The sequence below is a fragment of the Aerococcus urinaeequi genome (assembly GCF_001543205.1).
Lineage (GTDB): Bacteria > Bacillota > Bacilli > Lactobacillales > Aerococcaceae > Aerococcus > Aerococcus urinaeequi.
In genome coordinates this window covers 1,651,877-1,666,728 of the sequence record NZ_CP014162.1, presented here as the reverse complement: position 1 = coordinate 1,666,728, position 14,852 = coordinate 1,651,877, and the positions used below count along the sequence as shown (strand labels likewise).

Annotated in this window: 14 protein-coding genes and 1 riboswitch; all 14 genes read right to left on the bottom strand. The window is 39.9% G+C overall.

Going from position 1 to position 14,852, the window contains the following annotated elements; all coding sequences use genetic code 11:
- Nucleotides 1-26: 26 nt before the first annotated feature.
- The 14 genes from AWM74_RS07665 to pfkA all read right to left on the bottom strand — a co-directional run bounded on the left by AWM74_RS07665 (nucleotide 27) and on the right by pfkA (nucleotide 14,795).
- Nucleotides 27-647, bottom strand: a complete 621-nt coding sequence (locus AWM74_RS07665; RefSeq protein ID WP_016897598.1) for an ECF transporter S component — start codon at nucleotides 645-647, stop codon at nucleotides 27-29.
- Nucleotides 648-755: 108 nt separating this feature from the next.
- A riboswitch (FMN riboswitch) is annotated at nucleotides 756-873 on the bottom strand.
- A 62-nt stretch (nucleotides 874-935) separates the two neighbouring features.
- Nucleotides 936-1,658, bottom strand: coding sequence for a pseudouridine synthase (locus AWM74_RS07660; RefSeq protein ID WP_016897599.1), 723 nt, complete (start codon nucleotides 1,656-1,658; stop codon nucleotides 936-938).
- 36 nt (nucleotides 1,659-1,694) lie between these two features.
- The gene (gene scpB / locus AWM74_RS07655; protein ID WP_026465338.1) at nucleotides 1,695-2,327 is read right to left on the bottom strand and encodes an SMC-Scp complex subunit ScpB; all 633 of its coding nucleotides are present in this window, start codon (nucleotides 2,325-2,327) and stop codon (nucleotides 1,695-1,697) included.
- Complete coding sequence (locus AWM74_RS07650; protein ID WP_026465339.1) at nucleotides 2,324-3,079, bottom strand: segregation/condensation protein A; 756 nt, start codon at nucleotides 3,077-3,079, stop codon at nucleotides 2,324-2,326. Before AWM74_RS07650 ends, scpB begins: the two co-directional genes overlap by 4 nt.
- A gap of 15 nt (nucleotides 3,080-3,094) precedes the next feature.
- On the bottom strand, nucleotides 3,095-3,508 hold the full coding sequence (locus AWM74_RS07645; protein ID WP_016897602.1) for a GNAT family N-acetyltransferase: 414 nt from the start codon (nucleotides 3,506-3,508) through the stop codon (nucleotides 3,095-3,097).
- 674 nt (nucleotides 3,509-4,182) lie between these two features.
- The gene (locus tag AWM74_RS07640; RefSeq protein ID WP_026465340.1) at nucleotides 4,183-5,478 is read right to left on the bottom strand and encodes an ABC transporter permease; all 1,296 of its coding nucleotides are present in this window, start codon (nucleotides 5,476-5,478) and stop codon (nucleotides 4,183-4,185) included.
- Nucleotides 5,468-6,379: an ABC transporter ATP-binding protein gene (locus AWM74_RS07635; RefSeq protein WP_026465341.1), complete on the bottom strand. Its 912-nt coding sequence runs from the start codon at nucleotides 6,377-6,379 to the stop codon at nucleotides 5,468-5,470. Before AWM74_RS07635 ends, AWM74_RS07640 begins: the two co-directional genes overlap by 11 nt.
- A gap of 258 nt (nucleotides 6,380-6,637) precedes the next feature.
- Nucleotides 6,638-7,537: a site-specific tyrosine recombinase XerD gene (xerD, locus tag AWM74_RS07630; protein ID WP_034257953.1), complete on the bottom strand. Its 900-nt coding sequence runs from the start codon at nucleotides 7,535-7,537 to the stop codon at nucleotides 6,638-6,640.
- A gap of 121 nt (nucleotides 7,538-7,658) precedes the next feature.
- Nucleotides 7,659-8,519, bottom strand: a complete 861-nt coding sequence (locus tag AWM74_RS07625) for a CvfB family protein (protein WP_026465343.1) — start codon at nucleotides 8,517-8,519, stop codon at nucleotides 7,659-7,661.
- A gap of 241 nt (nucleotides 8,520-8,760) precedes the next feature.
- A complete protein-coding gene (locus tag AWM74_RS07620; protein WP_026465344.1) occupies nucleotides 8,761-9,276 on the bottom strand; it encodes a shikimate kinase in 516 nt (171 codons plus the stop codon).
- A gap of 34 nt (nucleotides 9,277-9,310) precedes the next feature.
- The gene (gene aroA, locus AWM74_RS07615) at nucleotides 9,311-10,594 is read right to left on the bottom strand and encodes a 3-phosphoshikimate 1-carboxyvinyltransferase (RefSeq protein WP_026465345.1); all 1,284 of its coding nucleotides are present in this window, start codon (nucleotides 10,592-10,594) and stop codon (nucleotides 9,311-9,313) included.
- A 7-nt stretch (nucleotides 10,595-10,601) separates the two neighbouring features.
- Nucleotides 10,602-11,798 (bottom strand): chorismate synthase, encoded by a 1,197-nt coding sequence (gene aroC, locus AWM74_RS07610; RefSeq protein WP_026465346.1) that lies wholly within the window; start codon nucleotides 11,796-11,798, stop codon nucleotides 10,602-10,604.
- A 227-nt stretch (nucleotides 11,799-12,025) separates the two neighbouring features.
- Nucleotides 12,026-13,792: a pyruvate kinase gene (gene pyk / locus AWM74_RS07605; protein ID WP_026465347.1), complete on the bottom strand. Its 1,767-nt coding sequence runs from the start codon at nucleotides 13,790-13,792 to the stop codon at nucleotides 12,026-12,028.
- Nucleotides 13,793-13,823: 31 nt separating this feature from the next.
- Entirely contained in the window at nucleotides 13,824-14,795 is a 972-nt protein-coding gene (gene pfkA / locus AWM74_RS07600) for a 6-phosphofructokinase (RefSeq protein ID WP_026465348.1), read from the bottom strand.
- Between the last annotated feature and the right edge of the window lie 57 nt (nucleotides 14,796-14,852).

Sequence of the window (14,852 nt, the reverse complement as noted above, 5' to 3'; positions counted from 1 at the left end):
ACCAGAAAATTGACCATGCTTCACTTTTAATGGTGTGAATATTCGCGCGTACCGAATCGATTGACTAGGGTTGGTAGGGTTTGAACTAGGACGAAATGTGCTAGAAGGGAAACCAATACCCCTTTGAACAAGTTGAATGGGATGATACCCGCAAGGATATATGTTTGCATGTTACCTACATCGAAGTTCATGACTTGCATGTAGAATGGTGTGATCACGAAGTAATTTAAGATAGTCATCACTAATGTTAAAGAAAGGGTTGCAGCTAGGTAAGCAGCAATCGTTTTGCCGAAATTCATTTCTTTCGCTGATTTATTGCCTGTGTAAACTGTCGCCATTTGATCTTTCAATAAGTAGTAAATTGGCAAGATGTAAGCGATAGTCGCGATAAAGGCTGTTGCGTCACCGATTGGAATCCCCATTTCACCACCTGTATACATGTAATGTAAACCGTTGGCGATTAGGCTGGCAGCAACTGCTTTTTTAGGTCCTGAAATGAATGCGACGAGTAAGATTGGTACAAGTGAAAAGTCTACCTTTAAGTAAGGTAAGGCCGGGATGATTGGAAAACCAATAAACATCAATATGAATGATAGTGCCCCGACAATTGCGACCAATACGATTTCTTTAGTGTGATTTTTTCCCATGTGAATTTCTCTCCTTTTCTACTTCATGGGGTTGGCACTCAAAAGTGGAAATAAAAAAACTCTTTCCACCTTCAAGGTAAAAAGAGTATAGGCAAACAGACATAGTCCGCCCATCTTCTTCCATCCTGACTTTACAGTCGGTTCTAGAATTTCACTAGATCAGTCCCAAATGGGAGTCGCGGACTTTACCGCCGATCGGGAATTTCACCCTGCCCTGAAGATTGCTTCAAATTTATTTGATTACAATACCTATTATAGCAAGTATCTTACTTTTTTCAAGTAGGACGCTTACTTTTTCTTGGCATTCGCCAATAATTCTTCGATTTCGTGTTTTAGTAAGGTTCTGCTGTCTCCTGGTTTCAAACCTTTAAGGTCTAAAAAGCCGTAACGTTCACGTTTCAACTTGGCTACCGGATGACCCACTGCTTCTAACATTTTACGGACTTGGCGGTTACGCCCCTCATGGATAACCAACTCGATAATGGTGGTCTTTTTGTCCTTATCAACAGAAAGAATTTTCGCTTGTGCTGGGGCAGTTTTCACACCGTCAATTTCAACGCCTCGCTCTAATTGCTTACGTTCTTCTCCGGTAATGACACCTTCAACTTTAGCCACATAGACTTTGTTGATTTCATAGCGTGGGTGCATCAAGGTATTGGCGAATTCACCGTCGTTAGTTAATAACAATAATCCTGAGGTATTGTAGTCTAACCGTCCTACTGGATAAATCCGTTGTTCAATTCCTGGGAAAAAGTCAGTCACCACTTTCCGGTCTTTATCATCTTTCACTGCAGAAATCACGCCAGTTGGCTTGTAGAATACGTAGTACACTGGTTCTTCTTTATATATAGGTACTTGGTCTACTTCAATGCGGTCAGTGTTGGATACTTTATGGCCCAGCTCTCTGACAACCTCACCGTTGACTTTCACGCGTCCTGCGGCAATCAATTTTTCAGACTCTCGTCTCGAGGCAACACCTGCGTGTGCCATCACTTTTTGTAATCTTTCCATCTTTAAATAACTCCTATAGGTGACCTATTCAGTCGTTTATTCTGCTGTTGTTTCATTAAATTCTGTCTGGCTAATGTCTGTTTGGTTAAAGTCTTTTTGTTCAGGTTCACCGTTATCATCAATTTTAAAAAGGGTCTCTTCATCTACCGAGCCATCTAAGACTAGATTATGAATATCCGGCAAGTCTTCTAAGGACTCCAAACCAAAATATTGGTAGAAGTAAGAAGTTACCCCGTATATAATCGGCCGACCTGGTGAATCCTGACGGCCCGTTTCCATAATCAAATCTCGCTCTAGTAATTTATGGATCATGTTAGATGACTGAACACCTCGAATATCATCAATCGTCATTCGTGTGACTGGCTGTTGGTAGGCAATAATCGCCAATGTTTCCAATGCCGCTTGAGACAATTTCGTTGCAAAAGGAGAAACCGCGTAATTTTTGACTACTTCACCGTATGCTGCCTTGGTCACTAATTGAACTCGTTCATTAATAACGGTAATTCTTAATCCAGATTGTGGGTCGTGTTGGAGACGATTTCTCAAAACCATCACGTAGTATAAAGCCCATTCCTGTCGTATCTCTAACAAGTTGGCAAGTTCATCGACAGCAATCCCATCTTCACCTGCTACGAAAAGTAAACTTTCTATTGCAGCGACTGCATTCATTCACTTTCCTCCCGTCTAATCAATTGAATATCTGCTCTTAAGTCTTCCTGATATAAGTATAACTCATTTGACTTCACTAATTCCAAAATCGCTAAAAACATACTAATAATTTGACTACGCGATTGAACTTTTCCAAGAAAAACAGCTTCTTGAAACATCAATACATCCCGGTCCGCCTCAACGAAGGCTTGGCGAATATCCGCCATTGCAGTCCCTACCGAGTAAGTCTCACCTGCAATCGTGGTTTGAATAGGTTGTTGATTTTTCAAGCGGAAGGCCATCTTTTGAATGGCTCTATACAAGTCATCAGGCGTTAATTGGCGACCCGTCATAGGGATTTTCTCTTGATAAGCCGATAAGTCTGATGGTTGCTTGGTATATTCCAACGACCGTTCAGCCTGTTTATCCGCTAAGATATGGGAAACTTCCTGGTATTGCTGGAACGCGAGTAATTGTTCCACTAATGAGTCACGTGGATCATCTTCTTCCTCAACTGCTTCTTTGGGCGTTTTTGGTAGCATCATTTGTGTTTTGATTTCCAATAAAGTAGCCGCCATCACCAAATATTCTGAAGCAACATCTAGCGATAAGGCTTCATAGGTATGAATATAAGCTAAATATTGGTCGGTAACCAGATTGATGGGAATATCAAAAATATCTACCTTTAAATCTTTAATTAAGTGTAATAGTAAATCAAGCGGCCCCTCAAAGGCCGCTAGATCTAATGTTAATTCACTTGTTTGATCGTTCATCCTGACAATTTTCTCCTAGACTTGGGGTGTGTTTTCTTGTTTATTATCCAATTCCTTGTCCAACTCTTCTTGGCGACGTTTTGTCCATTTCGACAAAATTGTAGATAGGGAAATTACACCAGTAAGGGAATAAACGGGAAATTCTTTCTTTAATGCCGTTAATAAATCATAAGTAAGTCCTTCTTCTCTAAAAGAAGGATTGATCGATAAATAACGCACGACTAAAGTATCTGTATCATCATGTTGGTCAAAGCCAACTAAACCGATGATATTATCAGAATCAGCTTCTTTCCATAAATAAATTTTACGTTCTTGCTGATTAATTTTATCCATTTCTTCTTTAAGTTCAGAAAATTCTTTAAACTCAGGGATGTAGGATAATAGGCCCATTACGATTTTCTCGTATCTTCCTATATAAGGCACTAACATCTTTGCCCTCCTTTTACTTTTGCATAATAACAAAGTATGTGTAAGAGTACATTAGCATATATCAACAGTCAAGGCAATTTTTATTAAAAATATTTAAGGGTGCGAGAGAGACCGTTTAGCTCAACAACACTGGAAAATTAGTGCGGTATCACACGCAGTGTGATGCAAACTAATTAGAAGAGGATTTGAGCTGGTCGAACGAACCCGACTACGAAAAGCACTCTTTGCATAATTGTTGTTGCATGTTTTTGCTAGCTGATGTGTTGTATTTTTATACAGTTTGAGTTGTAGTAAATATTTGATTGCCCAAGACACTCACCATTCCTATCATAGCCTTAAAAAAGCAGTGCGACCACCTTCAGTCAAGGCCTAATGGTGGTCGCACTGCTAAGGCTTCTAGGAGGCTACTACCTTGGCAATATTTTTTATAATGTGCTTGCTAATAATATAATGTACCTTTTGGATAAATTGTAAAATGTATGTATGTTTAACAAATTACCTGATTATAAATCGTCTGCCTACGGTAATGTATACTTGTTCTTTCAAAAAAACGCACAGTTTCAGTTTGATTAATGATCGATGACAAGTGGTGGTCTGTTGCGTTAGTTAATCTTTCTCATATCGATTTCGATAAAAATAGCCAGGTCTAAAGAGACCTGACTAGATAGTTGTTGTTAGCCTTTTTTCTCACTTTGTCTTAAGGTATAAGATTGTTTCAGTGTGCCGAATAAGCCTTTGTCTGAGTAGGTCAGGACGTTTGACTTGTAGAAGTTGGCGGATAACCATAGGCAAAGGATTGAGAATAGTAGTGAAATGATGACAGACAAGATTAATTCTGTGGTCGATACAGTTTCAGCAGCTATTCTGAATGGCATGACAAATGGTGTGAAGAACGGGATTTGTGAGGCTACTCGAACTAAAATATTGTTTGAGAAACCTAGTCCAAACATCCCAATATAAAAGCCAGTAATACTTAATAGAATAATCGGTGTGATCATTTTATTCACATCTTGTACATTTGAAACAAGTGATCCAAGGAAGGCACCTAAGACTGAGTAGGTGATGATCCCCAAGAAGGCTAATAACCCGGACCAACCAATGATAGATGCTGAATTAGACAATAAGGCTGGAATTGTTTCGTCCCCTAATAGCGCTTGTAATTCTGCTGGCATTGGCGTGTTCATGATTGTGATAAAGATGATGCCTAGTAAGATTGCGTAGAAGGCAACTTGTGTCAGCAATACGAGGAAAATTCCCAACATTTTACCCATAAAATGGGTGGTTGATGAAATGGAAGATAGGACGATTTCCATGATGCGTGACCCTTTTTCTACGGCAATTTCTTGTGAAATGATGGAGATGTAGTTCATGACAAACATGAATACGATAAAGGATACAACATAGGCGACACCTGTTCGTACCATAGATTGAATGTCCTGGTCACTTTCGCTGGTACCGGATTCTAAATCAATAGTTTGGCTTTGGATGGCCACATTTGAATCGATTAGATGGCTGGATTCTTCTTCCGTCAGGCCTAATGCTTGCGACCGGTTGGATAATTGAATACTCTCTAATACAGTTTGGAAGCCGGTAGTTGAGATATTCTTCCCGGTATTACTTTTGTAGAATTCAGCTTGGATGGCTTCCGGATCACTTTCGTCAATGACTAAATAGCCATCAATTTCCTCGTTAACAAGTGCCTCTTGTGCTTGGTCTACATCTTGGTCGAAAATTAATTGGTTCTGTCCGTTGTCTTCCTTTTCAATTGCGCTTACAGTTTGGTCAGTGGCACCAATGATAGATACCGTACCGATTGAATCAGATGCTGTTGCCATACCGATAACGCCTGAAATGATAGCCACTACAGCGACCATCAAGATGGGGCTTAATAATAGCATAACAAATGACCATGAAAAGACATTTTTCTTGTAGACTTCTTCGATAATAATACCCAAACGACTATTTCTCATGACGTCCACCTGCTTCCATTTTAAAGATTTCATCTAAGGTTGGCGGTTGTTGGCTAAAAGATTGGATGTATTCGCCTTTTGAGATGGTCTTGAATAATTCAGGTCCTACATTTTCATCTGATAGGATTAACTTATATTCCCCAGTTGTCAATTGACTAACCGATTCCACCCCTTCTAAGGCTGCTAGGGCTTCTTGATCCCAGCCCTTAGCTTGGACGAACAGTCTTGTTTTACCGTAGGCATTACGCACATCATTAATTGGCCCGTAGAGTTTCTGCTCCCCGTTATGAATCATAACGACTGAATCACAAACATCTTGGACGTTGGCCATATTATGACTTGAAAAAATGATACATGCGCCTTGATCGCGCAGGCGTAAGATACCTTCCATCAAAAATCCAGCATTTACTGGGTCTAAACCTGAAAATGGCTCATCTAAAATGACCAATTTTGGTTCGTGGATTAAGGTGGCAATCAATTGGACCTTTTGTTGGTTGCCTTTGGATAAGGTTTTAATCTTATCTTTACGGTCACCTTTAACATTGAAGTTTTCTAGCCATTCATCGATTTTGGCATTGATTTCTTTCTTTTTCATGCCACGCAAGCGGGCAAAATACATGATTTGTTTTTCAATGGTCATGGTCTCATAAAGGCCACGTTCCTCGGGTAAGTACCCCACCGTGTCATACACTTTCTTCATATGTAAGGGTTGGCCGTCCCATTTAACTTGGCCACCATTTTCCGGTGTTAGAAAATTTAGAATCATTCGAAAAATTGTCGTTTTACCAGATCCATTCTGTCCAACGATACCAAGGATGGTGCCCGGTTGAATTTCAAAGGACACATCATCTACTGCGACAACTCTGCCGAAGGTTTTTCGTAGGTGTTCTACTTGTAACATACACTTTCTCCTCCTTCTGCTTTCTTAGGGTTTCCCTGTTTCTTTCCCTCGGCCTACCGAAATGAATCGTTTAAGGCAAAAAATCCAGGTAATCGAACGAACTTTATCGCACCCATATATACATTATAAACTACATGAAGCAATTTAGGGCTTCAAAACAGGGAATAAACAACCCTTTTCTAAAAACATGCAAAAAAAAGGCAGGATGATCCTACCTTTTTGCTTTGGTATATGGTTATGCAAACATTCCTTGTATTTTTATGCCCGCGGATGATTTTGATTATAAATATCCTTCATATGTTGGGCATGAATATGAGTGTATATTTGCGTTGTTGAAATATCAGAGTGGCCAAGGAGTTCCTGGACCACTCTTAAATCCGCCCCATTTTCAAGTAAATGGGTAGCAAAGGAATGGCGCAGGGTATGAGGACTGATGTCTTTGGTGATATGGGCCATGATCACCATCTTCTTCAAGTTCTTCCAAACACCCTGTCTAGACAAAGGTTTACCCCGATTATTCACGAATAAATAGCCTTGGGTCTCGTCTTCATCTTTTACTAGTTTTGGGCGCCCTTCTGTTAGATACTTGTTAATCCAGTCTTCTGCCACCTCACCGATTGGGACTAGTCTTTCTTTATCGCCTTTACCAATGGTTTGGATAAAGCCCATATCTAAATGGATGTCTTCTAGTTTGATATGGATGATTTCAGATACCCGCATGCCAGTTGAATACAGGGTTTCTAACAAGGTTCTATCCCGCAATCCTAGTGGCTTAGTGATGTCTGGCGTCGCTAAAATCCGATCAACTTCGTCTAAGGTTAAAACAGCTGGTAAATGTTGGGTTTTCTTGGGTAAAGAAATTTTTTCCATTGGATTGTCTTCAATGACCCCATCCAATTTTAGGTAGCGAAAGAAATGACGTAAGGTTGACACATAATGTGATCTGGTTGACGTGGCCAAATGGTCTTGGTCCATCCACTTTAAATGGTCTAACACTGTGTCCTGACTAATGTCTTGGACCTTTTCGATGCCTTGACGATTTAAATAGGTCATCATTCGGTTTAATTCTTGCTTGTAAGAGATGATGGAATTTTCTGCCAATCCTTCTTCTACGCGCATGGTATTTAAAAAATCTTCAATCACTTCAGTTAGCTTCATGCTTACCCTTTCTTCACTCAACGAAACATATACAGTCAAAGGCCTATTCCACTTGATTTGCTGTGCCCTTTTCCAAAAAATGAATCAATCAAATCTTAGTTGATAAACCTTTAATGACTAATTATTTAAGACGGATGCCGCCTTCGACTTGTTCAATTTGACGGTTCTTCAATAAGTTCCCCAAGGCACGTTTGAATTGTGCTTTAGAGATGCCAAAGTATTCACGGATATCATCGGGATTCGATTTATCGTGGTAAGGCAAGAAATGATTCGGTTGGCGTTGTAACAAGGCCAAAATCATTTGTGCATCCTCAGAAATTACCGTGTGGGCTAAAGGTTTCAAGGACATATTCAAGTTCCCATTTTGTCCGATACCGATGACACGCCCTTCGACTTCTTGTCCTAAATGTGGTTCTTCCAAGCGTTCACTTTCATGGATAAAGGCTAAGAAATAGTCATCTGTAATCACATAAGTCCCCACTAATTTTGCGTGGTAAACAGTCCCTTTCACTTCTTGGTTAGTCCAAGATTTTGATTGAGGTGATAGTTTGTTGGTAATTTGTTGGAAAACTTGGTCCTCAGCTAATTTACCCCAAACCCGGTCTTTTTTATCTACTTCTAAACGGATAAATAGGCGGTCGCCTTTTTTCGGCCATAAATGTTTTTCACTTGGTAGGTCATCTAAAGATACCACGATTTCCTTGTCTGTTAAACCAATGTCTACAAAGACCCCCAAGTCTTTACGGACTGCAGTAACAGTCGACCAACCATAACGACCTTGACGAACGTCAGGTAATTGCGTGGTCATCATTTTTGTGTGTTTCATATTTTCATAAATGAAACCTTGGACCGCATCACCTAATTGGTAATCCCCTTCGCTCTTATCAAGTTGGTAAGTAATACCCTCTTTTTGTACTGAATAAAATTTGTCATTTTGATCCGTTACTAACGCTGTAGTAACCGTCCCTAATTGTGCGCTCATATATTTTCTCCTTAAAACGGTGCTTGTGCATGTTAATGTCATTATATCATATTTATTAATTACTTGGCCGCAGCTTCATTCTTCAAACACCTGATTATACTCGATTCTGAACTAAAGGTAAACGTCGATTATGCAAATACTGTATAAGTTGTCATATTTTCGCCTTTTTTTGCATGAAAAAAGGAGGCCCGCACTTAAGCTGACACCTCCTCTTTATACAAGTAGATTCAAATTATCCAGTTTAACCCATTTTTATAATTACTTCTGCGGTTTCATATGCATCGGTTTGACGAACATCCAGTAGGTAATTCGACGCTTCCTCGTATAAAGGAATTCGTCGTTCATACTTGGCAGCCATCTGACTTTTACTATTGGCATTGACTAAGGGGCGGTCATTGTTACCGTGACCACCACGATTAATCCGTTGCCACGAGGTTTCAAAGCTATCTTGTAAGTAGAAAACCTTATCTTGTTGGGCTAGCAGTTGACGGCACTCAGCCGTTTCCACAATACCGCCACCGGTTGAAATCACTAGAGCAGCATTTTCTTCAGCCTCTAGTAATTCCGTCAAGATTTGGAACTCCAATAATCTAAAACCCGATTCTCCAATTTGATCAAAGATTTCTGCAATCGTCTGACCTCGACGGGTCTCGATATAGAAGTCCATGTCCACAAATGGGACTCCTAACTTGTTGGCCAAAATGCGCCCGACTGTTGTCTTTCCGACACCCATAAATCCTGTTAATATGATTGGCATCCTTTGATCGACCTTCCATTTCCAATTGGGTGACTTACGCGCTTAAAGCGGCTAAGTCATCGAAGAAGCTTGGGAAAGAAATGTTTACTGCTTCAGAACGTGCCAAGTTGACAGTTCCTTCTTTTACCAATAAAGCAGCAACTTGTAGCATCATACCAATACGGTGGTCACCGTAACTATCCACATCCGCTGCGTGCAATGGTGTTGGACCGGTAATAATCATACCATCTTCAGTTTCTTCGATGTTTGCACCCATTTTATTTAATTCTTGGGCTGTGACCTGAATACGGTCAGTTTCTTTTACTTTTAATTCTTCAGCGTTGCGGATCACTGTCCTACCTTCCGCTTGGGTTGCGGCTAAAGCGATAATTGGAATTTCATCAATTAAAGCTGGAATAATGTCGCCACCGAATTCTGTTGCTTTTAAGTCGCTGGCAGAAACAGTTAAATCACCGCTCAAGCCACCTTCATGCAAGTATGTTTCGATATTTGCACCCATCTTGTTCAAGACTTCAATAATCCCTGCACGGGTTGGATTTAAACCCACATTTGGCATGTGGAGTTTAGAACCTTTAACTAATAGTGCAGCAACAATAAAGAAGGCTGCTGAGGAAATATCTGCTGGGACTTTAATATCCGTAGCTGTTAAGCTTTGGCCACCTTCTAGATAGATGTCTTTATCGTCAACTTTTAGTTCAACGCCAAAGTTCTTTAACATGTTTTCAGTATGGTCACGTGACCGCTCTTTTTCATGGATAATTGTTGTACCTTTAGCAGTTAAACCTGCCAATAAAATCGATGATTTTACTTGAGCAGACGCCACTGGCATATCATATTCAATAGCATTTAAGTGGTCCACTGGTTGGATATACAAAGGCGCAAACTCGCTACCTTCTGAGCCAGAAATCGATGCCCCCATTTGGCGCAATGGTAACATAACACGGTTCATTGGTCGTTTTGATAGGGATTCGTCACCAATCATTTTAATTTTAAATGGGAATCCTGAGAAAAGTCCTGCCAGTAAACGCATAGTCGTCCCGGAGTTTCCAGCATCTAAGGCATGATCTGGTGCAGTCAAGCCTTCAATACCCTTACCGTGAACGATGACAGACCCATCTGCCTCTTCATCAATTTGAACACCTAAATCTCGGAAGATATTCATAGTTGAAATACAGTCTTCCGCATGTAGAAAGCCTTCAATTTTTGTGGTGCCTTTAGCAATAGAAGCGAACATAATTGCCCGGTGAGAAATTGATTTATCACCAGGAATCGTGATTGTCCCTTCTAGTGCATTGGCATCAATCATTAATTCTTTCATGGATGTTTTACTCTCCTTCATTTTGCCAAATGTCAGGGTTTTTAGCGTATTCGCGGTAGTTGTTTACTGCTTTGACTAATTCGTTGTAGTCATCATGTGGAAATTTTTCTAAAATTGCTTGGGCTAATTCAGTAGCGATTACTGTCTCACCAATAATGGCTGCACGAGGTACTGCCGTAATGTCAGAACGTTCAATCGACGCTTTGTACGGTTCTTTGGTGTAGATATCCACTGATTGTAATGGATGATATTGTGTTGGGATTGGTTTTTTGTAACCACGGACAATAATTGGCATACCAGTTGTCATACCACCTTCAAAACCACCCATATGGTTGGTTAGACGGTAGAAACCTTGAGTATCGTCGTAGGCAATTTCATCCATTAATTCGTTACCAAAACGGCTAGCCACTTCAACACCGTCACCGATTTCAGCCGCTTTAAAGGCATTAATCGAGACCATAGCACCTACTAATTTAGCGTCTAATTTCTTGTCCCAGTGTGTGTACGAACCCAAACCAACAGGAACATTTTTAGCGATCACTTCGATAACCCCACCTAAAGTAGTCCCATCTTTTTTCGCTTGGTCAATTTTCGCTTTGATTTCTTCATCAATTGAATGGTCAATCATTTTTAATTCTGATTCATCCGTTGTTTGACGGATTTCTTCATAAGAAAGACTTGTTGCATCAACCTTACCTTCAACGCCACCTAAAGCTTTAACGTAAGCGATGATTTCAATATCTAAACCATCTAGGATTTGTTGGGCAATTGAACCAACGGCTACACGCATCGTTGTTTCACGAGCAGATGAACGCTCTAAAACGTTACGTAAATCTTTAAAACCGTATTTGATTCCACCAACTAAGTCAGCATGCCCCGGACGTGGATGATGTACAGTACGACGTTTTTTAATACCGTCTTCTACATCTTCTGCACTCATAATTTCAGTCCATTTTTTAAAGTCTCTATTTTCAACAATCAAAGTAATTGGTGAACCTAAAGTTAATCCATGGCGAACACCTGAAGTAATACGCACTTGGTCTTTCTCAATTTTCATACGATTACCTGCACCATAGCCCATTTGACGGCGAGCAAGATTCTCGTTGATTTTATCTATATCGATTGGTAAGTTTGCTGGAACGCCTTCAATGATCGCAGTTTCTAAGGGACCATGTGATTCGCCAGCTGTAATGAAACGTAGCATGTACTGTTTCCTCCTAATTTTCAATTTCTCTTATTCATTTTAGCCTTTATTTCCAATAGGGGCAATTATATTTGTACAAAAATTAGAAAATAATGAAGATTCCATCGAATAATCTAATATAATGTATCATTTTTGGGAAAAGAAAAGCGCTGACCAAGCTATGAAAGCTCAGTCAACACTTTTTAAATGTCCGAATAATAGATTTTAGTGACTCAGGTTAAGCAAGTTTAGATAGTTGTAGTTGCGCCGTTATAAACGATACCACGACGAGCATCAACTGTTACTAATTGGCCGTTTTCAATTGAAGAAGTTGCGTTTTCTGCACCAACAACAACTGGAATTCCATTTTCTACACCTAATACAGCTGCATGGCTTGTTAATCCACCTTTTTCAACAACTACTGCTGCAGCGTTTTTAATTGCTTCATTGTAGTCGTTGTCAGTTGATTTCACAACTAATACAGAGTTAGCTTTTACGTTAGCTACTGCATCTGCTGCGTTGTCTACAACTACTGCATGACCAACAACAGATTTTTCTCCGATACCTGAACCTGATACTAATTTTTCACCAATAACTTGGATTTTCATCAAGTTAGTAGTACCTTTTTCACCAACTGGTACACCAGCAGAGATAATAATTGTATCACCATCCTGAGCGTAGCCAGATTCTTTCGCTACAGTACCTGCTAATGACATCATTTCGTCAGTTGAAGCTGGTTTTTCAACAACAAATGGTTCTACACCCCATGCTAAAACTAATTTACGTGCTTGGCTTTCAGAGAAAGTTAAAGCGATAATTTTAGCACTTGGACGGTATTTAGAAATCATTTTCGCTGTGTGACCAGATTCAGTGGCTGCAACGATTGTTGAAACGCGTAAGCTACGAGCAGTGTAAGCAACAGATTGGCTGATTGCTTCTGCCATGTCACCTTCTGTACTTGGTTTTAATGAACCAATGTCAGTTTTCGCTTCTTTACGTCCTTCAGTTACTAATGCAATACGGTTCATTGTTTGAACTGCTTCTACTGGATAGTCACCAGCAGCAGTTTCACCTGAAAGCATGATTGCGTCAGTACCATCAAAGATTGCGTTAGCAACGTCAGATGCTTCTGCACGAGTTGGACGTGGGTTAGATTGCATTGAATCTAACATTTGTGTAGCTGTAATAACTGGTTTACCAGCTAAGTTGCATTTACGGATCATGTCTTTTTGTACAACTGGTACTTGTTCAGCTGGGATTTCTACCCCTAAGTCACCACGAGCAACCATTAAACCATCAGATACAGATAAGATATCGTCTAAGTTATCTACACCTTCTTGGTTTTCGATTTTAGGGATGATTTGAACTGATTCGTTACCAGTTTCTTCTAGAATTTCACGGATTTCTAAGACATCACTTGGTTTACGTACGAATGATGCTGCAATATAATCAATATCATTTTCTAGACCGAAACGGATATCATTTGCATCTTTTTCAGTAATACCTGGCAATTGAACAGAAACGCCTGGTACGTTGACACCTTTTTTATCTTTGACGATACCAGTGTTTTGTACTTCAGTAACGATTTCGTTGTTTGCAGTGTCGATATCAGTTACTAATAAGTCTACTAAACCATCATCAATTAAGATATGAGAACCTTTTTCCACATCATTAATCAATTCAGTGTATGAAATTGAGAATTTTGTTTCGTCACCCTCAACTTCTGTCATTGATACGCGAACTTCAGAACCTTTAACCAATGTTACAGGTTTGTGGTCTTTCATGTTGTTTGTCCGAATTTCAGGACCTTTAGTATCTAATAAGATTGCAACGCGGCGACCAGTTTTTTCTGAAGCCTCGCGGATGTTGTTGATACGTGCTAAATGCTCGTCGTGGTCTCCATGAGAGAAGTTCAAACGAGCAACGTTCATACCTGATTCAATCAGTTGAACTAAAGTGTCTACAGACTCCGATGCGGGTCCAATGGTACATACAATCTTGGTGTTTTTTTCCATAATGATTAATGCATCCTTTCTTAGAAAAAAATTAAAATGAAATTTCTGAGTTGATATTGTATAGATTTACTTGTGACGAACGTGAGTGTCCTTTTGTTTGCAATGCTTCATTAATATCAGTAGCGATAATATTTTCTCCACTGATACCTACACAAACACCGCTAGCACCCTCATGTAGCAATTCAACAGCTTTAGAACCGAATAACGCTGCTAACACACGGTCACGAGCTGTAGGTGATCCACCACGTTGAACGTGTCCCAACACAGTAACACGTGCATTATAGTCATCATATTCATAAAGTTTATTGGCAAATTCATGACCTTCCATTACACCTTCAGCAAGAATAATAATAGAATGTTTCTTACCGCGACGTCTGCCTTCTTCGATATTCGCAACAACTTCATCCATATTAAATTCCGCTTCTGGAATAATAATCTGCTCAGCACCTGAACCGATACCAGTCCATACAGCAATATCACCCGCATTACGTCCCATCACTTCGATTACGAATGTACGAAGATGACTAGTAGCCGTATCACGAATTTTATCGATTGCTTCCAAGGCAGTATTACATGCGGTATCAAAACCGATTGTATATTCAGTACCAGGAATATCATTATCAATTGTTCCTGGAATGCCGACAGTTTGAATACCTGCTGCCGCTAATGATGCAGCACCACGGTAAGAACCATCCCCACCAATTACTACTAATGAGTCAATACCATGTTTCTTTAATTGTTCAATAGCAGGTCTACGGCCTTCTTCATTCTGAAATTCTGGATAACGAGCAGTATAAAGCATGGTTCCTCCACGAGAAGTCAAATCACTTACATCGCGTTCCGCCATTTGGAAAATATCACCTTCAGCTAAGCCACGATAACCATAGCGAATACCGAAAACTTCATCGCCGTCATGAATTGCTTTGCGAACTACTGCTCTGATAGCTGCGTTCATACCAGGTGCGTCTCCACCACTAGTTAAAACTCCTATACGTTTTCCCATTTTTTCACCTCAATAAATTTATTTACAGTGTTATTCTACCATTTTTCCTTACCAATG